Genomic DNA, 23,116 nt, shown 5'->3' with positions numbered 1-23,116 from the left:
TATACAGAGAACCTATGACACACCCGCTTTACGTCGCGTTTATTTGGCATCAGCATCAACCCCTCTACAAAAGCCGGATTACGGGACGCTACAACATGCCCTGGGTTAGGCTCCACGGCACGAAGGATTACTTGGACTTGATCCTGCTGCTGGAAAAATATCCCAAGCTTCATCAAACCGTGAACCTTGTGCCCTCTTTGATCATGCAGCTTGAGGACTATGCACAGGGATCGGCCATTGATCCCTATTTAACGGTCACCCTGACCCCCACGGAACAGCTCACGGCGGACCAGAAGCGATTTATCATTGACAGCTTTTTTGACGCGCAGCACCATACGCTCATTGCCCCCCATCCGCGCTATGACGAGCTGTACCAGCAATGTCAACAGGAGGGAAAGGTATGGTGCCTTGAACACTGGAGCGATCGCGACTTTGGCGATCTGCTGGCATGGCACAATCTGGCCTGGATTGATCCCTTGTTTTGGGAGGATCCCGACGTGGCAGCCTGGCTTGAGCAAGGGCAGGATTTCACCCTGGGCGATCGCCAGCGCATTATCGCCAAGCACCGGGAAATTATCCAGAGAATTCTGCCGCAACACCGCAAAATGCAAGAGACAGGCCAGCTGGAGGTGACCACCACCCCCTACACCCATCCCATCTTGCCGCTGCTGGCCGACACCGATGCCGGACAGGTAGCCGTCCCCCACATGAAGCTCCCTGATCAGCGATTTCAGTGGGCAGAAGATATCCCCCGCCATCTGCGCAAAGCCTGGGACCTGTACTGCGATCGCTTTGGCTGCAAGCCCCGAGGCCTTTGGCCTTCAGAGCAGTCTGTTAGTCCAGCAATGTTGCCCTACGTTGCCCAGCAGGGGTTCCAGTGGCTCTGCTCCGATGAAGCAGTTCTCGGTTGGACCCTTCAGCACTTCTTCCACCGAGACGGATTTGGGAACGTCATTGAACCGGAGCTCCTTTACCAGCCCTATCGCCTGGAAACCCCCACGGGAGATCTCTCCATTGTGTTCCGAGACCATCGACTGTCCGATCTCGTTGGATTTTCCTACAGCGGCATGGACCCCCAAGCCGCCGCTAGCGATCTGGTGGGACACCTGGAATCCATTGCCCATCGGCTTCAGCAGCGACAGTCGGCGGATTCTCCGTCGGAGGAAGCCGCTGCAGCGAGATCGGAGACGTCCCCGCCGGGGATCGCCCTGGATCAGCCCTGGCTGGTCACCATCGCCCTAGATGGTGAAAACTGCTGGGAGTTTTATCAGCGCGATGGGATTCCGTTTTTGGAAAATCTTTACCAGCAGCTGAGCGATCACGAGGGAATTCGGCTGGTCACGGTGTCGGAATATTTGGATCAATCTCCGCCCAGGGAGGTTCTGCCAGCGGACCGACTCCACAGTGGATCCTGGGTAGACGGGAGTTTTACCACCTGGATTGGCGATCCGGTCAAAAATCGCGCCTGGGATTTACTCGGGCAGGCGCGTCAGGTCCTAGCCCATCATCCTGAGGCTACCGAGGAGCAGAACCCAGACGCTTGGGAGGCGCTCTACGCCGCTGAGGGATCCGACTGGTTCTGGTGGTTTGGGGAGGGACATTCCTCCAATCACGATGCCATGTTTGACCAGCTGTTCCGAGAACATTTGATTGCCCTGTATAAAGCGCTGCAAGAGGATATCCCCGAGGCGCTGCACCATCCTCTGGAGCGACATGATCGGGCAGAGAATATGCGACCCCAAAGCTTTATTCATCCCGTGATTACCGGCATTGCCGACGAGCAGGACTGGGATCACGCAGGGCGCGTCACCGTTGCCGGGGCCAGAGGAACCATGCATCGCAGCGGCCCCATCCAGCGACTCTGGTATGGCCTAGACCACCTCAACTTTTATTTCCGGTTCGATTTTCAGGCCGGGATTCAGCCAGGGAACGGCGATCCAAATGAAGTGCATTTGTTCTGGTACTACAGTGACCAGATGGGCTATACCAGTCCTATCAACCTGAGCAAGGTGCCCAACACCGCCCCGGTCAACTATCGCTTTCGCCACCATGCCGGCTTTTATTTACCCACACAACAAACCTGGCTAGAGGAGGCCGGGGAATATGGCCAGTGGCATGGACGATCACAACAGATTCAGCTTGGATTCCAGGATTGTCTGGAGGTGGCGATTCCCTGGTCTGATTTAGAGGTGGAACCAGACTGGCACGTGAATGTGCTGGCCGTGTTAGGGCATAACGGCGAGTTTGTTGAGCATCTTCCAGAAGACGCTCTGATTCCGTTCAACGTGCCTTAGGGGAGGTTCAACAGTCTCTTCAGACCGCTGGCTCTTCAGACCGCTGGCTCTCCAGACCCCGGCCCTTCAAACAAAGGGCCAGGGCGATGGTTGGCTCCCTAGTATTTTTGGGCGAGGGCAGCGAGGGCTTCTTCCCGGTCATCGAAATGAATTTTTTCGGTGCCCAGGATTTGATAGTCTTCGTGGCCTTTTCCAGCAATCAAGACGGTATCGCCCGGCTGAGCTTGGTCAATGGCCCGTTGAATGGCCCGGCGGCGGTCCACTTCCACCAGCGCCGTGACTGATTCCGGAATCCCGGACAGGATATCGTTGAGGATCATCTGGGGATCTTCAGTACGAGGATTGTCGGAGGTGACCACCACCTGGTCCGCCAGGCGAGCGGCAATCCCTCCCATCAAGGGTCGCTTGGTGCGATCGCGATCGCCCCCACAGCCAAACACGCAGATCATTTTTCCCTGCACAAAGGGGCGAGCGGCCCTCAGCAGATTTTCTAAACTGTCGGGAGTGTGAGCATAGTCCACAATGACGCCAATGTCCTGGCCAGGAGATCCCTTAATCTGCTGCATCCGTCCCGGCACCCCCTCAAAGTGGGGCAGGGCCGCCCCAATCCCCTCCAGGGGCAGATCCAAGGCCAGCACCGCGCCCACTGCCGCCAGCAAGTTAGCCACGTTAAACTCTCCCACCAGGGGACAGCGAAAATCCAGGTCGCCCTGAGGCGTGTGCAAGGTGCCTTCCACCCCATCGGGATGATAGGTCAGCTGAGTACAGTGCAAGTCCGCCTCCTTAGATTGGGTGCTATAGGTCCAGACAAGGCTGCGATCAAGACGAGCGATCAGCGTTTGACCATAGGGATCATCGCCATTAATGATGGCTCGCCCCCGTAAATAGGCGGGAGAGAAGAGGCGTGCCTTTGCCTCAAAGTAATGATCGAGATCCAGGTGATAGTCCAGATGATCCTGGGTCAGGTTGGTAAACACAGCCACAGCAAACTCACACCCTTGCACTCTTCCTTGATCCAGGGCATGGGAGCTAACCTCCATCACGCCAAATTGACAGCCAGCCTTAACCGCCTGAGCCAGTTGAGCCTGAAGCTCCACCGCAAAGGGAGTGGTGTGGGTCGCGGTGGCCTGGTACCCAGGCCAGCGAGCATACAGGGTGCCGAGCAAGGCGCTCGGTGCGTTGGCCTGCTGGAGTAAGTAGTCGATGAGATGGGTGGTGGTGGTTTTACCGTTGGTGCCGGTCACGCCAACCATCTGCAGCTTACGACTGGGCCGATCGTGGAAGCGATTGGCCACCTCCCCGCAAACCCGCCCCATATCGGTCATGGGGATCACGCAAGCGTCCCCATTCTCCGGCAGCTTGACGCTAGCTGACACCAGAGCGGCGATCGCGCCCTGCTCCAGGGCACTGGCCCAGAAGTCGCCGCCATCGACTCGGGTTCCCGGCATTCCCAGGAACAGATCACCGGCCTGGCAGTTAAAGGAGTTCGTTGACAATCCGGTGACCGTTTGGTCTAAACCTGGGTGCTGGGAAGATTGCCAATCCGCGCAGAGAAACAGTTCCGTTGGCAGTTGTAATAGCAAGTCCCGTAATTTGACCATGGCCTCATCCCAAAAACTGACGCCATTGTAGCCGGGAGTTTCGCCAAATTGGAATGGCGTTCCATCATTTCCAACCAACGCGGTCAGCCAGCTTCACGGCCTCCGGGCTATTTTTGCCGTAGGAATTCACGTTAATGGAGTCCGCCTTAAATTCTCCATACTGGGCTAATTCTGGGGGAGGAGCAACATCGGCCACAACGGGATACTCATCATTGCCCTGGGCAAAAACGGCCTGAGACTCAGGGCTGGTTAAATGCTCAATAAACTGCACGGCCGCTTCCCGATTCGGAGCATTGGCTGTGACCCCCGCACCGCTAATATTCACGTGGGTGCCGCGATCCTGTTGGTTGGGGAAAAAGATCGCAACCTTGCTGGCCATCTCCTGCGTGTCAGGCTCGTCCGACTGCTGCATCCGCGCCACGTAATAGTGGTTCACAATCGCCACATCACACACCCCGACTGCAACCGCCTTGATTTGATCCGTATCGCCTCCCTGGGGCGGCCGCGCAAAATTGGCCACCAGTCCCTTGGCCCAGGTTTCGGTTGCCTCAATGCCACGGGACTCGATCATGGATCCAATCAGGGACTGATTGTAAACATTCGAAGAGCTACGGACGCAAACCCGCCCTTTCCATTTGGGCTGGGCGAGATCTTCATAGGTGGACAGTTCCTCAGGCTTAACCTTGTCTTTGTTGTAAACCAAAATCCTTGCCCGCTTGGTGAGGCCAAACCAGTCCCCGTCGGGATGGCGCAGGTTTTCTGGAATGCGTTCCGTCAAAACCTCCGACTGCACAGGCTGGAGCAGACCGTCTTGATCTGCCCGCCAGAGCCGTCCCGCATCCACTGTGATGAAGACATCCGCTGGACTATTGACGCCCTCGGCCTTGAGGCGAGCCACCAGCTCATCGTCTTTTCCCTCCACCAGCTGCACGGGAATCCCCGTTTTCTCGGTGAAGCTATCGTAAAGCGCAGTGTCGGTGTCATAGTGACGCGCTGAATAGACGTAGAGTACTGGTTCTGTGGAGCTATTGGAACCTCCTCCACAGCCTGCCAACAGGGCAGAACCCGCGATCGCCAGAAAAAGTTGTTGGTAGAATCTGCGCATGAATCACTAAAGCCTTGGACAATCTAATTTTAATGAAAATCATTCTTGATTAAAAAATACAGATATCGTGACTTCATTGTCAATGGAAATTTTTTGCAGGGAGATGAAAAATCCTGAAATCACTGGTATCTCAAAGGATCTATGTCAAGGAATGTCCATCACCGGCGCATATCAGCGGGAGATTCGCCACCCTGGTTTTTAATAAATAATTTCGTTTGTAGGCCCGACGCCCTCGCGGCTACGCCTAACCAGCTAGGGTCTAACTGGCGTTTCCTCTGCTCCAGCAGAGGCCCAAGTCAATGGGCAAACCGATCTCGATTCGTCTCAAAAAGCTGCACAGAACCGAGGCATGAATAATAGAATAGATAAACTCTAGGGTTATTCAGACGACCTTTGAACCTATCCCGTCACCCAATCAGCATGACTCGAAGCAAACTCTCGGCCGCAGATAAACAAGACCTGATTCAACTGTTTAAAGAGACATCTGAAACCATTACCAATTTAGCGGAACGCTTTGGGGTGAGCGTATCAACGGCACGGCGAATTCTCAAGCTAGAGATTATGCCCGAGGAGTACGAAGCAATCGTGACGCGGCGACAGGGGACGCGGCAGGGCAAAAAGCACACTCCATCTGCCAATTCATCCGCGAACTCCCAGGCTGAGATGCCCTCAAAGCGATCGCGTCGAACACGCCACCGCAGGGTATCGCCTGACCCAGAGGATGGGGCTCTCTCTCCCAAGCCCACGCTGCCTGACCCCAAGCAAGCCCCCTCGGTGCTGAGCGCCCAGGAGGAGGAGGACATCATCATCCCTGGAAATGGAACTCAACAGGCTGAGTCCTCAGCGGATACGGGAAGCCGATCAGCGCCATTGCAGGTCTTGCCCATTGACGATGCCGACCTGCCCAAGCAGTGCTACCTGGTGGTAGATCGAGCCTCAGAGTTGATTACCCGACCCCTCAAGGACTTTTCGGAACTCGGGGCCGTCCCCCAGGAAGAGGAATCTGCCCAAACCCTGCCTGTCTTCTCGAACCACAAGCTAGCGAGTCGATTCCTACGCCGATCCCAGCGCGTCGTTAAAATTCCCAACACCGATTTACTGGAGAAAACCTATCCTCTGTTGAGCGCCAGAGGCATTAAGCGAATCCTCTACGACGGTCAGGTTTTTACTCTGGTGACTTCTTAATTTTGGTTGCTGGATTAAAGCTGCCTTGGAGCATGAGATTTGGTTAAACCCGACAAGAGACTCTGTTAAAGTAGCCTTGATACCTTCGCATTTGTTCAGGCTCCATCATTTGACTCACGCATGAAAGCTATGATTCTCGCTGCGGGTAAGGGAACTCGCGTTCAGCCAATTACCTACAGCATTCCTAAGCCCATGATTCCCATTCTGCAAAAGCCAGTGATGGAGTTTCTGGTTGAACTGCTTCGCCAACACGGGTTTCAGGAGATTATGGTGAACATTAGTCACCTCGCTGCTGAAATTGAAAACTACTTTCGGGATGGTCAGCGCTTTGGCGTGAATATTGCCTATTCCTTTGAAGGAAAAATAGAGGATGGTCAACTGGTGGGTGAAGCCCTAGGGTCTGCGGGGGGCATGCGCCGGATTCAAGATTTTCACCCCTTCTTTGACGACACCTTTGTGGTGCTCTGCGGCGATGCTCTCATTGATTTAGATTTGACCCAAGCCGTCCAGTGGCATCGAGCCAAGGGATCAATTGCCACGGTGATCATGAAGTCGGTACCAGCCTCTGAGGTATCTAGCTATGGCGTAGTGGTGACTGACGAAGACGGCAGAATCCAAACCTTTCAGGAAAAACCGAAGGTGGAAGAAGCCCTGAGCAACACCATTAATACGGGGATTTACATTTTTGAGCCTGAGGTTTTGGACTATATTCCTTCGGGACAAAAATTTGACATTGGCAGCGATTTATTTCCCCTACTGGTGGAAAAGCAAGCTCCTTTTTACGGCATCGCCATGGATTTTCAATGGATTGATATTGGTCGGGTGCCGGACTACTGGCAGGCAATTCGCAGCGTGCTAAAGGGTGAAGTTAAAAACGTTAAGATCCCAGGCCATGAGGTGAAGCCCGGCGTTTATACCGGCATCAATGTGGCCGTGAACTGGGATAAGGTTGATATTCAGGGACCGGTCTACATTGGCGGCATGAGCAAAATTGAAGACCATGCCAAGATCATTGGGCCTGCCATGATTGGCCCCAACTGTCACATTTGCGGCGGCGCGATTGTCGACAATAGCGTCATCTTTGAATATTCCAGGTTAGGGCCAGACGTGCGGCTTGTGGATAAGCTGGTGTTTGGCCGCTACTGTGTGGATAAGACAGGCATGGCCATTGATGTTAAGGCAGCCTCCTTGGACTGGTTAATTACAGATGCTAGGCAGGATCCTCCCCAGTCGCAGTTTACCGTGGCGGTCCCAGAGGCCTAAGATTTTTCGACAACCGGACGCCACCGATCATTTCCGATCCGCTGACTGGATCTCAAACGCCCTCTTTCCCCTGCCCCGTTTTTGATCCACACAGGCCATCGTTGCCGGGACTGCCTCTCGCTTAAACGCGCAATCCACAGGGGAGTGCAGGTCTCCTGACTTCAGCCATTCACCCAGAGAAACTCAGGCTGCTGGGAAGGGCTCCATAAACAACCCTCGCACCCCCTTATGGCTCAATCGGCCCCAGATCTAGGGTCCCATTCCCCTCCTGGATTCAACAGCTGGTGCTGGCTGCAAATCAGTTCATGGTCCATCGCTCCCTCTGGTCAACCATCCCTCTGGACAAACGATCATTGTTGGCCATTCCTGGGTTGGGGATTGGGTCCGCGATGCAACGATGAACCTGCGGGGCGAGCACCAGAGGAGGGGACATGGCCTGAGAGAGGATTCAGACCTTTACTCAGTCCCTGGATCACGGGATGCTGCCCAATACTTTTCAGAGGCGGGAGTCAGCCCCAGGACAATAGGGTGGACGCCATTGTCTGGTCTTTTGAGGCCTTCCAGACTTACCATACCGCCACTCAGGATGAGGCGCTGATTAGGCCCTGGCGCAGGATCTGGGCTATGCCCCCTATAGCGCCTTGGCCGAACAAACCCTGGGCTTTCAGCGCTATCCGCGTACTTCAATCCAGTCCCGTCCTTTGCAGGCGCCTTGCAGCAGAGACATCGAATATGATCAACCCATGATGATCAACCCATGATGATCAACCCATTGACCCCAGCACAGAACCCGCAAGGAGGCGAAAGTAATGGGATTTAAATTAACCGTCCGCAAACGCTGGATCGGTCTACTGCTGCTCTTTTTAACGCCCCTGATCATGGGGGCAGCCAGAAAAGGAGTGGGTGTGGTGATCGGTCTGCTTTTTTACTTGCTGCTCCTGGGGGCCTTTATTGGCAGCCTGGTTTGGGCCTACCGGGACGCAACCCGGCGGGGCAAACCGGGGTTTTGGGTGGCGCTGATGGTGGCTATCCTCTGGCCCCTTGGCATTCTCCTCTGGATTGTGTTCCGCCCTCCACTGCAAGGGGACCGAGTTCATCCTCACTCTTAGACAGACTCAGCAACAGGATATGACCCATTCTCTATGGACCCAAGCCCTGGCCCAGATCCAAGCCCGCGACTATACCGGAGCGATCGCCACCTTGACCCAACTGATCGAGAGCCATCCCCACGATGCCCCTGCCTACTTTCAGCGGGGAAAGGCCCACTTTCAGGCCGGACAAATTTACGAGGCGGTGAGCGACTACGGCAAAACCCTGGCGCTTGATCCCCAGCATGCCCAGGCTTACTATGGACGCGCTTTGGCTCGCCTCACCCTCAAAAATCCCCTTGGAGCCTTAGCAGATATCAACGCAGCTCTGGATCAGCAGCCCGACTACGCAGCAGCCCACCAGCTGCGCGCCACCCTGCACGAACGCCAGGCCCAAACCCGCCAGGCGATCGCAGACTATAAGGCCGCCGCCAAACTCTTTTTGGCCCAGGACAAACCGGATGGCGCTCGCTATTGCCTGGACAAAATTGATCAGATCCAGGCCCAGACTATCCGTCCCCCCTCTTCTCACCCTCACTCCCCAACCCCAGGCGAAAAGGACTATTTCCAGCACATCCTTTCCCTTACGCAGCAGGGCGATACCCGACAGGCCCTGGAGGATATCAACTGGATTCTCCAGGCCGATTCCCAGGATGGTCGCGCCCACTGCTGCCGGGGGCTCGTGTATCTCAAGCAGGGCAACCTGCAAGGGGCAATGGCGGATCTCAATCAGGCTCTGGCCCTCCAGTTTACGGACGCGCTGGTTTACCGCAGTCGCGCCAAGGCGCGACTGCAGCTAGGAGATATCCAGGGGGCCATTGCTGACTGTAACCAGGCCTTGAGTCTGAGTCCAGAAGATGCCGAGACCTACGTCGCTCGGGGGAATGCCTATCGATCCATGCAGCATTACCTGGGCGCCATCGAAGACTATGGCGAAGCCCTCAGCCGCCATCCCGAAAACCCCGAAGTCTTTTTTGATCGGGGGAACACCTACGCCCTCATCGGAGATCGTCCCCAGGCCATCGCCGACTATCAGCGCGCCATGACCCTATTCTGCGCCCAGGAAAACTGGCCCCAATATCACCGGGTGCAAAACCAGCTAGCAGCCCTGGAGTCCCAGGCTCCCGCCGCCGCCGCATCCTCTCCTGGCGATCGCCTCTATCAAAGACTGCTGGGATTGATCGGGGGCAACCGCGATCTCGCAGAGGGGATGATTAAGCGCATGAAGCATCAATATCCAGGCCGATCTCAGGAGTGGTACCTGGAGTCCGTCATCCACAATCTGGAGCAGAACCTGGATTTTTAGATATCCATAGAAAAACTTGACGACGAAGCTTTCGCCCGGTACAGTACAATTGTACCAATTCAATCCAAGGTGCCCCGGCATCAACGGGCGAATTCAAGGGCGCAAATTTAAGGGCGCAACACTCTCTCCCAATCACTGGTGCCGCCTGCCGTCCAAGCGTTGTCCTGAACCTAGGGAAAGTTTTTTATGGAATGCCTGATCCCCCCCTCCTCTCGGAATGCCGTTCTTGCCACGGTGGAACTGTCTCCTGTAGACGAGCAATATTTGCGCCACCGCAGCCGCTACGAGCAGCAGCGTCAAGCGGCCGCCCTGCGACTGCGCCGACGGTTAGTACATGATCGCGGAATTTTTCAACGCCGTTTGAATCAAGGGCTAAGCCAGTCGCTACAGCAGGATCTGGGTCTGCGCGTGCAGCTCGATGCGCGTTACCTGAAGCATCCTGAGTTTGTGGCCGTCTTCAACGCCGACGGTCAGCGCTGGGTTCTGGGCTACCAGCGATCGCCCTGGGGAGGACGTTGGTACTTCCGCTCTCCCCAGGCCGGGAAGCTTTACAGTTGCAAACCCCGCCAGCTAGAAGCGCTGCTCTGCTATGCTTTGGGGCAGCAGCGATCCTCAATGGTCCCGCGTGTCTGACTCCCGTGCCATCCTGCTATTTGTGAAGGCGCCCCAGCCAGGACAGGTTAAAACCCGGTTGGGGAAACGCATTGGCGACAATCTCGCCTGTGATCTCTACCGCTGCTTTGGCCTGGATCTCTACCAAACCTTGCAAGCAGTGCAGGTCCCGATTCTGGTGTTTTACGCCCCGGCTCACCAAGCCCCGCAGATTCGCGCCTGGCTCACCTGCGATCGCCTGTTTTATCAAGGAGAGGGGGACCTGGGTCAACGGATGCAGCGCGCCTTCGAATGCGGATTTGCGCTAGGTTACAAGCAGCTGCTCATTCTCGGTAGCGATAGTCCCGATGTGCCCCTCTCCATGCTGCAAGAGGCATGGCGCCATCTGGCCCAGGGGCGAGGGGTGATTGGCCCCAGCGAGGATGGAGGCTACTACACCCTGGGGTTCCATCGCGATGGTTTTAGGCCCGAAGTGTTTCAAAATATGACCTGGAGCACCCCAAGGGTCTACCAGGAAACGCTGAAACGCCTGAAAGCTGCTTCAGTTCCAGTGCATCAGCTTCCGGTTTGGTTCGATGTGGACACGGCCTCTGACCTGAGCGCCTTTATCCAGCGAAACCAGGGAAACCCGAACGTCCAGCTTACGCTAAACCTTTGCGCGGCCCACAGCCTCACCCCTGACACCGACTTTGGCCCAGATTAATTGGCCAGAATTCATGACTGAACTCCCCGTCACCCCGACTCCACAGGCCTTTTCCATTCCCCGTTGCCCACGGGTACAAATCACGGAGCTGACCGAAATTGCAGTCAACTAGCGGCAGCCGATTCAGCCCCAGCTTTAACCCGGCCGGCGAGGTTGGTTCCTGCGACACCCAGGCCTGAAGCCTAGGGGTAGAGCCGACGCAGGTCACTGGTGCAGATCACTAGTGCGGGTTACTTGTCTCGCACCACCTCATCAAAAAAGTCATCATCAAACTCGTCCCAGTTTTCGTCAGAATCCTGGTTCGGGCGCGAGTAGGGTGTAGAAACCACCCGATATTCAGCATCCACAATGGTTTGATCAGGACTCGGCGGGGAGGGCACCGCCTCTGCTGAGGGGCGATCCAAATCGGCGGCAGATTCTCGGCTGCGACGTGGGTTTGGGGACACCGATTTTTCTGGGGCTGACCAAAACCGGTCCTCTGCCTCTTGCTGTTCTGCCTGTTCACTCCAGGAGGAGGTCCCTCCTGTATTCCAACCCCCGGCTTGGGTGCCCGAGGACTGGGCCGCAGCAGGCCGACGTCTTCGAGAGAACCGATCCGACCGCGGCGATCGCTCATTCTGTCCGCTGGCGCGGCTGGCCGGCAAGAACAACAGCTGTAGAAACAGCCCCAATCCAACTCCAACCCCCAGGGCCGCTGCCGCCCAAAGCCCTAGGGAGAACGGTCGCGATTGCAGTCCCAAAAAGGTGAGCTGCAAGACGGGCGTTCGATTTTGCAAAATTAAGGCAGTTAGGGCAACAAGAGTCGCCAAGACAATAGGGATACGCATGATAGAGATCGCAACAGGCCTCCGAGGAAAACCGGGGCATTCACTTGCCCAGCGACCGCCCTCTCCTTAACGCTATCATCTCAGCTGAGGGGTGGGGGATAGTGGACCGGGCCAATTTTCTACTCTCCACGCTAAAAGTGGCGGCAACAGATCGATAAAATCGGAATCAGGTTAATGCCCAATGGGTATGCCCAATTTCTCCGCCCAGCCTTTGTAGCCCAGGAGGCAACTGCCATGGTGGGAATTCTATTTACCTCAGTGTACGGTCTGCTGGCCATAGTGGGTGGCATCCTAGGCTACCGACAGGCCGACAGCAAGCCTTCTCTCATTTCCGGTCTCATCAGCGGGACGCTGCTGCTGGTGGCGGCGGGTTTGCAGCTGCAACAACAGCAGAGCGGCCTGTGGTTAGCGATCGCCGTTAGCCTGCTGCTGGTCATTGTTTTTATCGTTCGTCTTCTCAAAACGCGCAAATTTATGCCCGCGGGTCTCATGACCGCCTTTGGGGTCGCCACCCTAATTGCCCTAGGGAGCAGCTAAGGGGATGTATCGCGGCGGCGGCACGCTCCAGCCAGAAATCAATACCAGCCAGAAATCAAGAATCCTGTGGACCTCAGTGGCTAGGCCGTGATGGAACGCCAGAGCAGCGGCGCTTCGCGCTCGGCAAACTTCATCAGCCCCCAGCGCACATCGTTGGGAGCAAGGGCAAAGAGGTGGATCATGGCTTGGACCAGTTCTGGGGTGGTGAGGGTGTTGGCTAAAAAGCCGGTCCACTGTTCCTGGGGCAGGCTAAAGAAGGTTTCAAAGAAATGATGCAGGCGAGCTTCTTCAAAGCGCATCAGCTTTTCCAGGCCAAAGCGATAGAGATAATATTTACGGAGCTGATCCTGAGGCCAAAGCGCTTTCCAGGCTGATCGGGCAAGGGTTTGGGGAGAGGGATTGCCCATCACAAGAGCCATGGCAATGGCATCGGCCACATCGGGCGATCGCCGCAGGAGCGATCCAATCATGTAGCCGGAGGCCGGATGAACCATACTGGCGGCCCCGCCAAATCCAATCACGGGCTGGCGCAGATCGGGCATGGGCAGATTCATGGGAAACAGGCAGCGCTCCACTTCATGGGTTTCCACCACCTCAACCCCTCGGGCCTGAAGCCGCTGATGCAGGCGACGCTCCAGGACATCAAAGCCAACAGGGGGGGCAGCGGCCAGGGAGGTTTCCTCCACAAAGAATACGTCGTTGCCCAGATCCATGGCGTAAAGAAAGGTGGGGGGATCTTGGGCCTTATCCGCCGCCGTAAGGTGGTCGGAACGATAGTCCATCAGCACAAACTGATTCTGGGCAATGGGGGGATGGGTAAAGCGACCCACGATGCCGTAGGCCGCTTGGTAGGCCACGGTGGTCTTGCGCAGCGATCGCTTCACAAAAACCGGCTGATGACCGCTGGCGTCGATGACGACTCGGGCCTGAAACTGGTCGCCTTCGTGGGTGGTGACGCTGGAGTGGTGGGAATGGTGATCCAGGGTGGCCGCATGGCCTTGATGCCAGCGGACCCCATGTTTTTGACAATCCTCGAGAAAGTAGGACTGTAGCTTGCGTTTATCGAGCAGTCCATAGGTGCGCTGGTGATTAACTTCCCCCTGGGAGAAATAGGAAACGCTGTAGGGCCAGCGATGGGAAAGTAGACCGGTCAACCCCAAAGCGTCAAGTTCATCTTCCCAGATGCCAAAGGTGTTCACCCAGGGTTCTGTGGGGGGTTTTGGAGAAAGACCTTGAACACTCAGTCCCCTGGCACAGAGGGCCGCCGCCATGGTCAGCCCCGCTGGCCCTGTCCCAATCACCAACGCATCAAACACTTGCTACCGTCCTTGCAAACTCCCGTATTTCCATTATTGCTCAGCAAGGAGCCCTCCAGGGAGCAAAACCCTGCACAACCGTCATCCCTGGGGGGAGCCGGATCCTCTTTTGGGTATCCGCTGCTGAGCCCCATATTCTAGGCATGAGCCTCCAGGGAATCACCGGGGAAGGAGGCCCTCCGGCGACGGTATCAGGCCAAGGGAGCGCGGAGACAAGGCTACGTGAATAAGAATACAAGAATACGCTCAGGTTTCCCAGCATGTGAAGGTGGGGGCCCACAAAGGGTCACTTTCCCCTGCCCCCCAGGCCCTGTGGCGTTCTCTACCGTCGGTCTCTCGACAATGCGCGCTCTGTGATCCCCCTCCAAGCGACATCGACCGATCAGCAAGGAGACTGGACTAGACCAGTGGGGATGATTCCCGTTTCATTCGTCGCGAGAGGGCAAAGGCTGCTCCGTCTGATTTCCAATGGATGCACAAAAGCGACTGCTCACCACCTGCCCTGGATGCCAGGGTGCCAACCAATAGCTATCTTGAACCACCCTCAATTCACCCGCTTCGATCTGAAACGACACCTGACAGAAATTGTTGTGGCCAATCACCTCCGGGCCTTCTTGAAACCAGCGATTACTCCAGATCCAAGAGAGAGAAGACACCTGGGGACGTTCCGGTAGTTGGAAGGGCGTGGTCACAGCAGCCTGACGCCGCAGCCAACGGAGTCGATACCGCCAGTCTGGAGGAGAACTTCCCGGTGCTGGCAGGAGGCGCCAGGCAATCCAATCATTGCCGTGACTGCTCCAAAACCGTTGGGTCGGGCACCAGTAGGGACCTTCGGCAGGCAAGGATTTCACACGCCGGGAACTGTAGCCGTCTTGCACCACCACCTCCAACAAGGTTGGGGGCGATCGCCAACCTAACCAGTCCTCAGAGGGCTCTGGCAGCAGCGATTTCAGCTTGGTGTGAATCACATGGGTGGAAGTTTCCGCATTTTTAATGGCGCTGGAGGTGAGCTGCACTAGCGTGCAGGGGGCCTGATGCTGTGACTGCGGGTGGCTCAGGGCTTTCCCAAACTGGGGCCACACCTGCATCTGCACAGCGCAACTGTAGTGAATATCCCCGGATAGAATGATTAGCCGCTGTCGATACCGACTCAGGGTGAGGAGAAGTCGGGTAAAGGCCACCTCGTGGAAGTTCCACGAATCTCCCACATCATGGGTAAACACGCGATCGCGGCACCAGTCCCACTCCTGCACCCAGTCCACCACCGTTAGGGCCACTAGGTTGGTCGGCAACACCACAAAGGTCAGAGGTGGAGGGTTAGCACTCTGGGAAAGGGGACGCTCTAGCTGTTCTTCAAAGGCGCTAGGAGACAACAGCATGGGCGGGGCAATGCCCTTGCCCTCTGGATACCCGCGCCAGGTGCGCGTATCGAGAACCAGCACCTCATGGCCACAGCTGCGCACCCAAAAATGCCAGCGCAAGGCATCGGGATGACGGTTCAGAATCTTCACATCCTGATCGCGGCAGAACCACTCTCCAACCGTCTGATCGGGCATGCCCAGATAGCGAGCGATCGCCTGGGCCGCAGCTTGATCCTCGCCATGGCTGTTTGACCAGCGCTCGATGGCGGCCAGTAGCTTTTCACCGGGCTGCCCCGGCAAGAACTGCTCAGGGGTATTGCCCCAGGCCTGGCACAGGGCATAGGCCATCAAGCCGTTAAACACAACTCGATACCCCAAGGGCTTAGCCAGAACGCGCTCACACCACTCTCGATTTAAGTACCAATCATCGCTAATGTCATGGTCATCGCAGATCATATAGGTGGCTACATTCGCCAGCGCGCGGCGCACCTGGGGAAGCATTGCCACGAAGGACTGGAGAATCTCGACATCCTGGCTCCAGCGATCAATGACCCTCACCTGGCCTCGAATCTCCGCCTTTGCGGGAAACTGCTGAGGCCAGAGGGCTGGAGACCAAACCAGCAAATAGGCCGCCAAATATTCTGCAAAGGTAAAAAAATGGCTGTTGGCCCGTTCCTCTCCCTTGCCAAGGGTAGCGGTCAAGCCCGCCTGATGCTCTGCAATATCGGAGCGCACCCCCGGCCTGAGGGCATAGGACTCGTAAACGGTTTCTTCGTCCTGGGAGTCAGCATTTCGGTCCTGGATGGGCAGGGCTTCCGTCCAGCCCAGCAGCATATCGCCGACGTCGGTGGCCACCCAAAGCAGCGCATCCGCCACATCGTCTCCATAGATTTGATCACCGGTGAAAAAGAGCTGCTGCACCCGATCCTGTGGCGTCGCCGCATGCCTGGCCAGGAGTTGATCAAGCAGCGGTAGGGAGTCTTGACCCTGACCATGGGGTTTCCGACAAGATCCATGGGCAATTTTGAGATCTTTAACCTCCCTTGGAGGAAGAACAAAGGTAGGCAGGCCGTGATTAAAATAGCTCACGGAATCTGATCCAGTAAAATACTGGGCCAGAGAATCCACATGAACATCATTTCCATCCAAGGCCAGATCGTAGGCATAGAGTTGACCGGCTTGCAGGGGGTCATCCCCGGTGGCGGTAAGGGCACACAGGTAAAGCGCCGATCCCACCTGAATAGTCTGGCCGTAGCCTAGCAGGATTGGCGGTCCAAGTTTGGTTCCGCCGTCCCCCGTGGGATAAACGCTGAGGGTTCCGGCCACCCCCTGTCGAGCTGCAAACCAGACGGTAACCGACGTTACGTTCACCTGACGTAGTATGGGTCCGGCAAGCAAGAAGGGAATTTCTGCCAGGCGATCGCCAAAGTACCGTTTTCGAGCCAAGGGGATCGTTCTTTTTGCAATAGGGCTGAGCTAAGTATAGACCAATCTTTTCCTCTCGATCTTGCTCCAATTGGGGAGCTTCTCAGGGACAGACTCTCTCTTTAGAAGGAGTTCCTCCGTTGCGATCTTCGCCCAAAATATGGATTTGCATCGGCGATCCGCTCCATTAATTTAGAAACAGAAACGGTTACCTAATCTACGCGACTTTGAGGGGCTGTCCCGTCCAAGTCAGATTCGGTTCCGCCGGATGGGATGTTAAATCCCTTGCCCTTGGCTTTAGGAGACAATCACTTCCTCCCTCCCTTAGGAGCCCTCAATAGGTGAGTTGTAGGCTTGCCTCCCAAGGCCAAAGCTGTTTGATGTCGGTTTGAGGAACATTACAGTGAGAAATCACAGTCATTTCCCCCCCCTTGATCACAAGCGTGCTCAGGTACTCCAGGCGCGTCAGCGCCGTGACAATATCTTGGGGGTCTTTATGGGTACGACTGTCGTTGCCGTCATGTTCCTGACCGGTACAGCTCTCTGGATCAGCCGCGAGGCCTCCTCTCAACCTGCATCAAAAGATCGTTCGGCCCTCCCTGTTCTTGTTTTTACCTATGAACAGGGCTCCGCTCCTACCACAAGGTAGCAAGGGCATTTCCCCATCCTTGCTTGGCTTATCAACGTGTTATCCAAGACTTACCCCAATCTTTAACTCTATGAAAGACTCTCATCCCTCCGCCCCCCCCCATTCCGATGACACCCAAGCCCGGCGTGAAGCAGCCTACAGGTCTGGCTACCGAAATGCCAACCGCCAAAATCGCGAAGATAACCGCTTAACCCTGGGGCTGACCATTGGTGTAATCATAGCGATCGCCCTAGGCTTGGGGGCCTTTATCTGGTATCTGCTCGACCAGAGCAATCGCACCAATATTGTCCCTGTTCCCGTTCCCCAGGAGCCAACACAGGAGCAGCCCGCCGCTGAATCATCTCCCCCCAACATCAACGTCACCATTACAGAGCCTGATACAGATAGCGCCTCTCCCAGCACCGAGACCCAGCCGCCCGACGCTCCCGAATCCAACGGCTCCCCCTCGGTCAATACGTCCATTGACGTCAATACCGCTCCCCCAACAGCTCCCAACTCTGGCAGCAGCCCCCCCTCTTCCTCCTCGACCGATCCAGGCAGGGCCGCACAACCGGAAACCCCTCCCCAAAGCTCCTCAGACCCGTCTCAAGGTAACCCAACCCCCTCCAGTTCCGAGGGGCCCACTGGGCAATCTCAACCCTAAAAGTAACCGTCATTTCGTCATTTAAGTCCTCCCGCAGAATCTGCGGGAGGCATTCGCCTGATGCACCGTCCCCCCAAACCTGGAACCAGGTTTCACCCGGATTAACTTCTCCCTAAAGCAGCCCTCCCTCGCTGGAGGAGCTTCCATCCATCACTGACTGACTGAATTCACACATTAACTGATCTATCACTCGCTGATCTATCACTTGTGGGTCATGCGCCGCCGCCTTGTCTCAGATCCCTCCAAAGACGGAATTACAAAAACCACAGAGTTCTATCCTAAGAATCTTTAAATTTATTTCTAAGTGAAATTAAGCTTAAGGCTAAGTAATGTATCACCTGTAAAATCCTGCTTTTAGCAACTCTGATTATACTCATTAATCAGCTAGCCCCCTTAATTTAGGGGCAACTGTCCGGGTTATCCATGGACTAACCTTGAGCTTAGCCTGGGAGCTGACAGGTTGATGGGTGAAGGCGGTTTCTAAGGGGATTACGTCTATGAGTAATATGACTAATTCGAAATCATCCGAGTTTGTACTACCTACGTCAGGCCAACTAGAGCGATCACTCTCCCAAAAAATTAGGGCCTTTTACAGCGAACAGCTAGGCCATCAGCCCAGCAAGGTGAGTTGCCAGCTCTTTGATAGCCAGCTCGCCATCATCCTCGAAGATACCGTGACAAAGCCGGAAAGGATATTAGCAGAAGAGGGAAAGGATGACCTGGCTGAGCAGGTCCGAGAAGACTTGGATCGGGCACTCCAGCCCCAGCTTAAAACGTTAATTGAGGAGATTCTCTCAGTTCCGGTGCTCGATATCTTAAGTGACTCTACGTTGAATACCGGTCGTGGGGGAATCATTGTGATTCTTGAACGTGCTCCCCAGATACGACCCAATCGAACTCAGCAAGGACTTTAGGCGAAGGAAGGAAAATCCCATGGGATCTTCCGGATCCCTCCCCTCATCGTCTTCATTTACTATCAAGATCAAATTGCGACCCAATACCATGAATAAGTTCAGATCTATCGAGGAGACCCTTGCTCACAAAATTTGCTCACTTTACCAATCCTTGGTGGGTCATGCACCGGATTTGGTAACCTGTCAGTTCCTGAACCAGGAACAACTGGTCTTGATTTTCCAAAACGCGATTAGTCCCGTAGAGCAACTGCTGTTCCGCATGGAACAGCAGCCTCTCGCAAAGCAAGTCCGCTCTCAAATTGATTTGACCTTTCATGAGCAGCTGATCGGTTTGGTTGAAAAATCTACTCAGCGATCAATTATTGATCTACTTTCGGAGTCAAAGATTGAAACTGGGCGAAAGAGTATCATCCTGGTGCTCAAGCCAGCCGTGCTTGCCTCCTCTACCTATGCTGGCAACGGATCTTCATCAGAGAAGGCATCAGAGAAGGGCTGATTTTAAGGGGCGGAGCAGTTTGCTGAAATCGGGAAAAACGATGATTGGTGCTGGTAGAGATAGTTTTGCAGCTTTTGTCGCAGTAAGGACAGATCGAAGGGCTTGATCAGACAGTCCGTAAATCCCTTTTGGGCAATAGCATGACGATCTTGAGCGCTTGAGAGAGCGGTCACGGCAATAATCGGGATTTGCAGGTTACTGAATTCACGGCGGATCAGATCAATTAAGTCTAGACCGTTGATATCGGGTAAAAGAATATCCAGCAGAATCACGTCAGGGCGAATACTTCTTAAAGCCTCCAGCAGCCCTGCGCCGCTATCCATGGATATGTGTCGACATTGTATAGATTCCAGAACATAGACCACCACTCCTACGCTATCTTCGTGGTCATCTACCACCACCACTAAGGGACCATCCGCGTGGGGTGAGGCCTCTGGGAAAGCCGCACCCTCTGACCTGTTGCCATATGAGTCTTCGCTTGGATTCACGCTCAAAGACATTTTCCACCTACGCAACTGATGAATTGGATATCAGGCAAGAAGGCTGCTCTAGCACAGAGACACAGCTGACACAAGGTAGGCTTTTGCCTTAGGTAGGTCGCGAACTTTTGCTAACGGACGATCTCTATTCAGCAGGAAAAGATTGAGCGAGCTACGCCCATCATACCTCATGAGCAAGAGAACTTTATATTTTTTTTAGGATTGTCAAGCACCTCTGACATCCTTTCCCTCCAGCGATTGGACAGTTCTAGGCCATGGCGCAATCCTTGGGCCTAAGATGCCTCCACTCAGGTGCAAGACCCTCTTTTAAAATGCTCTTTTGAAAGTGAGTTGGGGGCAGTTTATGTCTGACCCTAGCAGGATGAACAGGAGAGGGGTAATTGACTATAATAAGTCGTTACCTTTTTCCCTTCTCCCAAGTCTTTAAGGTTGAGGGGGGAGGCCCAAAGGAGCAGACGAAATGGCAGACCTATTATGACTAGATTCTTAACCGAAGTTAAATCGACAATCATTGAGCTGATTGGTAACGGTATTGCCACCTTGCCCGGTCTTTTGTTAGCAATTTTTATTTTAATTTTGACCCGGTTTTTAGCCGGATTTGTGAATAATATTGTGCGCAAGGTGGCCAGCACCACCTTGCGTAATCGATCTCTCCAGGTTCTCATGACCCAAAGCAGCTTTGTGCTTACCTGGATTGTGGGCATTCTCATGGCCTGCGTCATTGCCTTTCCGGGCTTAGCGCTAGGCGATATCATTGCACTGCTTGGTTTAAGTTCCGTTGCCTTTGGTTTTGCCTTTCAAGATATCTTTAAAAACTTTCTGGCTGGGATCTTGCTGTTGCTTCAGGAACCGTTTGCCCTGGGGGATCAGATTATCGTGGCGGATTTTGAGGGAACGGTGGAGACGATTGCGCTGCGATCGACCCAAATTCGCACCTACCGGGGCGAGATGGTGGTGATTCCCAACTCCGTTGTATTCACCAGCCCGGTGCAGGTGCTGACGGAGCGGCCCCAGCGTCGCACGGATTTAGAAATTGGTGTGGATTACAATACGCCCTTGCCAGAGGCTGTGCAAACCTTGTTTGAGGCAGTGGTTCAGGTGGAAGGGGTTTTAGATCAACCCAAGCCAGAGGTGGATGTGGTCAGCTTTGGCGATAGCTCGATTAATTTAGTGGTGCGCTATTGGACGGCTCCTAAAATTGCGGATGTGCGCCGGACTCGGTCTCGGGTGATGATTGCTCTGAAGCAAGCCTGCGATCGCGCTGAAATTAGCATTCCCTATCCGATTCGCAGTCTGTATTTCTTTGATCAAGAGCAGTTTAACGACCACCAGCAGCAACCGCTTCAAGACCAGCCTGCCACCCGCAATGGCCGGGATTCTTAGTCGGTGAAGTTTGGGAGTCAGTCCAATGCCAACCATCCGCGCCCAAGGCCGCACCCTTACCTGTCATCCCGGCGAAAATCTGCGGCGGGTTCTGCTCAGAGAAGGAGTAGATCTCTATAACGGCACTGCCAGACAGATCAACTGTCGCGGCATCGGCACCTGCGGCACCTGTGCCGTGGCCCTGCAGGGCGAGAGGAGCGATCGCAACTGGAAAGAAACTGGACGCCTGTCTCTGCCTCCCCACCACCTGCACAATAATCGCCGCCTGGCCTGCCAGATCCGCGTTCATGACGACTTAGATCTGACTAAATACGATGGCTTCTGGGGCCAGGGCGATCGCCCCCTTTGGACGCCTGAAGCTTAAGCAGCGCTCTCGTTATTCTCGCAGAGGAGGGCTCGCTTGGGTCCGTGAATGGGATCTTCAATGATAATAGTCTGGTCGCGCGCAGCCCCCAGAGAGACGATGGCAATGGGCACCTCCATCAGCTTGGCCAGGAACTCCAGATAGTTTCGCGCCTCCCGCGGCAGATCATCTAAGGTTCGGCAATGTTCCGTGGAGCATCGCCAGCCCGGTAGGGTTTTGTAGAGGGGCTTGCACTGGGCAAACTGACGTGAGCTAGTGGGAAAGTCCCGGCATTCCTGGCCATCAATGTCGTAGGCCACGCAGACCTTAATTTCATCTAGGGTGTCCAGCACATCCAGCTTGGTAATGGCCATGCAGTCCATGCCGTTGATGCGCACCGCGTAGCGGCCAATCACCGCATCAAACCACCCGCAGCGGCGCTGACGCCCAGTTGTGGTGCCAAATTCTGCCCCGCGATCGCCCAGAACTGCCCCCACACCATCCTCTAGTTCGGTGGGAAATGGACCTTCGCCCACGCGCGTGGTGTAGGCTTTGGCCACCCCAATCACCCGATCAATCATCGTGGGGCCAACTCCGGTTCCCACACAGGCCCCGCCCGCCACTGGATTGGAGGACGTCACATAGGGATAGGTGCCATGGTCTAGATCCAGGAGCGTTCCCTGAGCCCCTTCAAACAAAATATTCCGGCGCTTTTGAATGGCATCATAAATCTTCAGCGAACAATCCACCACGTGGGATCTCAACCGATCCGCAAACTGTTGATAATGGGCAATTACCTCCTCCGGGTCCAGAGGATCTAGATTGTAGAGCTTTTCTAAGGTGACGTTTTTGTGGTTCACTGCCCAGGACACCTGATCGCGCAGGCTCTCCGGATCCATCAGATCGAGTACGCGAATCCCGGTGCGCTCCGACTTATCGGCATAGGTCGGGCCAATGCCACGCCCGGTGGTGCCAATCTTAAATTCCCCCCGTCGCTCCTCAGCGGCCTGATCAATCAGGCGATGGTAGGGCATCGTTACATGGGCCGACTCTGAAATGAACAGATTTTGAGTTGAAACCTTGAGTTGCTCCAGGGTGTCCAGTTCCTCAATGAGGACTTCCGGGTCAATGACCGTCCCTGAGCCAATGATGCATTCGGTTCGGGGATAGAGGATGCCGGAGGGAATTAAGTGCAGCTTAAAGGTCTGATCATTCACCACCACAGTGTGGCCTGCATTGACGCCCCCTTGATAGCGCACGACCACGTCCGCCGATCGACTCAGCAAATCTGTGATCTTGCCCTTTCCTTCGTCGCCCCACTGAGCACCGATAACAACTACGTTAGCCAAGGTTTTATTAAACGGATAGTTTACACAAACTCTTATTGTCTCCACCGCTTCGCTATTCTGTCAAATCCAGAATTGACTTCATGTCGAATCACACCGGCAACATCCGCCGGCACAACCACTTAAACCGTAGGCATCCTCTCCAAATGGCCCGCGATCCGGTCTAGAGATCCCCCCCAATGGGCATTGGAATCGCTCACGTCATCCGAGCTGATGCCG

Annotated in this window: 21 protein-coding genes; 13 read left to right on the top strand and 8 right to left on the bottom strand. The window is 55.1% G+C overall.

Annotated features, from left to right (window positions below):
- Positions 1-14 precede the first annotated feature (14 nt).
- Positions 15-2,294: a glycoside hydrolase family 57 protein gene (locus QQ91_RS03575; RefSeq protein ID WP_166280100.1), complete on the top strand. Its 2,280-nt coding sequence runs from the start codon at positions 15-17 to the stop codon at positions 2,292-2,294.
- A gap of 98 nt (positions 2,295-2,392) precedes the next feature.
- Here QQ91_RS03575 and QQ91_RS03570 read toward each other — a convergent pair whose 3' ends face one another.
- Together QQ91_RS03570 and QQ91_RS03565 are read right to left on the bottom strand one after the other, a co-directional pair.
- Positions 2,393-3,895 (bottom strand): UDP-N-acetylmuramoyl-L-alanyl-D-glutamate--2,6-diaminopimelate ligase, encoded by a 1,503-nt coding sequence (locus tag QQ91_RS03570; RefSeq protein WP_166280097.1) that lies wholly within the window; start codon positions 3,893-3,895, stop codon positions 2,393-2,395.
- A 64-nt stretch (positions 3,896-3,959) separates the two neighbouring features.
- Positions 3,960-5,000, bottom strand: coding sequence for a Fe(3+) ABC transporter substrate-binding protein (locus QQ91_RS03565; RefSeq protein ID WP_166280094.1), 1,041 nt, complete (start codon positions 4,998-5,000; stop codon positions 3,960-3,962).
- 420 nt (positions 5,001-5,420) lie between these two features.
- On the opposite strand from QQ91_RS03565, the gene QQ91_RS03560 reads away from it, so the two are divergent.
- The 6 genes from QQ91_RS03560 to QQ91_RS03535 all read left to right on the top strand — a co-directional run bounded on the left by QQ91_RS03560 (position 5,421) and on the right by QQ91_RS03535 (position 11,157).
- The gene (locus QQ91_RS03560; protein ID WP_166280091.1) at positions 5,421-6,185 is read left to right on the top strand and encodes a helix-turn-helix domain-containing protein; all 765 of its coding nucleotides are present in this window, start codon (positions 5,421-5,423) and stop codon (positions 6,183-6,185) included.
- Between the two features lie 120 nt (positions 6,186-6,305).
- Positions 6,306-7,448 carry a nucleotidyltransferase family protein gene (locus QQ91_RS03555; RefSeq protein WP_166280088.1) on the top strand — a complete coding sequence of 381 codons (1,143 nt, stop codon included), beginning with the start codon at positions 6,306-6,308 and terminating at the stop codon, positions 7,446-7,448.
- A gap of 809 nt (positions 7,449-8,257) precedes the next feature.
- Positions 8,258-8,557: a hypothetical protein gene (locus QQ91_RS03550; RefSeq protein ID WP_201277304.1), complete on the top strand. Its 300-nt coding sequence runs from the start codon at positions 8,258-8,260 to the stop codon at positions 8,555-8,557.
- 19 nt (positions 8,558-8,576) lie between these two features.
- Positions 8,577-9,842: a tetratricopeptide repeat protein gene (locus QQ91_RS03545; RefSeq protein ID WP_166280085.1), complete on the top strand. Its 1,266-nt coding sequence runs from the start codon at positions 8,577-8,579 to the stop codon at positions 9,840-9,842.
- A 186-nt stretch (positions 9,843-10,028) separates the two neighbouring features.
- Positions 10,029-10,475, top strand: a complete 447-nt coding sequence (locus QQ91_RS03540; RefSeq protein ID WP_166280082.1) for a hypothetical protein — start codon at positions 10,029-10,031, stop codon at positions 10,473-10,475.
- Entirely contained in the window at positions 10,468-11,157 is a 690-nt protein-coding gene (locus QQ91_RS03535; protein ID WP_166280079.1) for a TIGR04282 family arsenosugar biosynthesis glycosyltransferase, read from the top strand. The genes QQ91_RS03540 and QQ91_RS03535 overlap by 8 nt, the downstream gene beginning before the upstream one ends.
- 230 nt (positions 11,158-11,387) lie before the next feature.
- Here QQ91_RS03535 and QQ91_RS03530 read toward each other — a convergent pair whose 3' ends face one another.
- Positions 11,388-11,984 carry a hypothetical protein gene (locus QQ91_RS03530; RefSeq protein WP_201277303.1) on the bottom strand — a complete coding sequence of 199 codons (597 nt, stop codon included), beginning with the start codon at positions 11,982-11,984 and terminating at the stop codon, positions 11,388-11,390.
- Positions 11,985-12,158: 174 nt separating this feature from the next.
- Here QQ91_RS03530 and QQ91_RS03525 point away from each other — a divergent pair, with 174 nt between their 5' ends.
- On the top strand, positions 12,159-12,521 hold the full coding sequence (locus QQ91_RS03525; RefSeq protein ID WP_236096057.1) for a TMEM14 family protein: 363 nt from the start codon (positions 12,159-12,161) through the stop codon (positions 12,519-12,521).
- 80 nt (positions 12,522-12,601) lie between these two features.
- Here QQ91_RS03525 and crtL read toward each other — a convergent pair whose 3' ends face one another.
- From crtL to QQ91_RS03510, 3 genes are all read right to left on the bottom strand, one after another.
- A complete protein-coding gene (crtL, locus tag QQ91_RS03520; RefSeq protein WP_166280073.1) occupies positions 12,602-13,837 on the bottom strand; it encodes a lycopene beta cyclase in 1,236 nt (411 codons plus the stop codon).
- Between the two features lie 425 nt (positions 13,838-14,262).
- Positions 14,263-16,644, bottom strand: a complete 2,382-nt coding sequence (locus tag QQ91_RS03515; RefSeq protein WP_166280070.1) for a metallophosphoesterase family protein — start codon at positions 16,642-16,644, stop codon at positions 14,263-14,265.
- Between the two features lie 313 nt (positions 16,645-16,957).
- Positions 16,958-17,194 (bottom strand): hypothetical protein, encoded by a 237-nt coding sequence (locus QQ91_RS03510; RefSeq protein ID WP_166280067.1) that lies wholly within the window; start codon positions 17,192-17,194, stop codon positions 16,958-16,960.
- A 148-nt stretch (positions 17,195-17,342) separates the two neighbouring features.
- Here QQ91_RS03510 and QQ91_RS03505 point away from each other — a divergent pair, with 148 nt between their 5' ends.
- The 3 genes from QQ91_RS03505 to QQ91_RS03495 all read left to right on the top strand — a co-directional run bounded on the left by QQ91_RS03505 (position 17,343) and on the right by QQ91_RS03495 (position 19,325).
- Positions 17,343-17,915 (top strand): hypothetical protein, encoded by a 573-nt coding sequence (locus tag QQ91_RS03505; RefSeq protein WP_166280064.1) that lies wholly within the window; start codon positions 17,343-17,345, stop codon positions 17,913-17,915.
- Between the two features lie 506 nt (positions 17,916-18,421).
- Entirely contained in the window at positions 18,422-18,829 is a 408-nt protein-coding gene (locus QQ91_RS03500; protein ID WP_166280061.1) for a Na-translocating system protein MpsC family protein, read from the top strand.
- 88 nt (positions 18,830-18,917) lie between these two features.
- Positions 18,918-19,325: a Na-translocating system protein MpsC family protein gene (locus QQ91_RS03495; protein ID WP_166280058.1), complete on the top strand. Its 408-nt coding sequence runs from the start codon at positions 18,918-18,920 to the stop codon at positions 19,323-19,325.
- Positions 19,326-19,327: 2 nt separating this feature from the next.
- On the opposite strand, the gene QQ91_RS03490 is transcribed toward QQ91_RS03495, so the two are convergent.
- Complete coding sequence (locus QQ91_RS03490; RefSeq protein ID WP_250833244.1) at positions 19,328-19,813, bottom strand: response regulator; 486 nt, start codon at positions 19,811-19,813, stop codon at positions 19,328-19,330.
- Between the two features lie 486 nt (positions 19,814-20,299).
- On the opposite strand from QQ91_RS03490, the gene QQ91_RS03485 reads away from it, so the two are divergent.
- Positions 20,300-21,208, top strand: coding sequence for a mechanosensitive ion channel family protein (locus QQ91_RS03485; protein ID WP_166280052.1), 909 nt, complete (start codon positions 20,300-20,302; stop codon positions 21,206-21,208).
- Between the two features lie 25 nt (positions 21,209-21,233).
- Positions 21,234-21,572: a 2Fe-2S iron-sulfur cluster-binding protein gene (locus QQ91_RS03480; RefSeq protein ID WP_166280049.1), complete on the top strand. Its 339-nt coding sequence runs from the start codon at positions 21,234-21,236 to the stop codon at positions 21,570-21,572.
- Here the strand turns inward: QQ91_RS03480 and QQ91_RS03475 are convergent.
- Positions 21,569-22,900, bottom strand: coding sequence for an adenylosuccinate synthase (locus QQ91_RS03475; RefSeq protein WP_166280046.1), 1,332 nt, complete (start codon positions 22,898-22,900; stop codon positions 21,569-21,571). The genes QQ91_RS03480 and QQ91_RS03475 overlap by 4 nt on opposite strands.
- Positions 22,901-23,116: the final 216 nt, after the last annotated feature.

The organism is Lyngbya confervoides BDU141951 (assembly GCF_000817775.3).
Taxonomy (GTDB): Bacteria; Cyanobacteriota; Cyanobacteriia; order Thermosynechococcales; family Thermosynechococcaceae; genus Lyngbya; species Lyngbya confervoides.
Note: the sequence above shows the minus strand (reverse complement) of the source record. Positions and strands in the feature narration are given on the sequence as shown.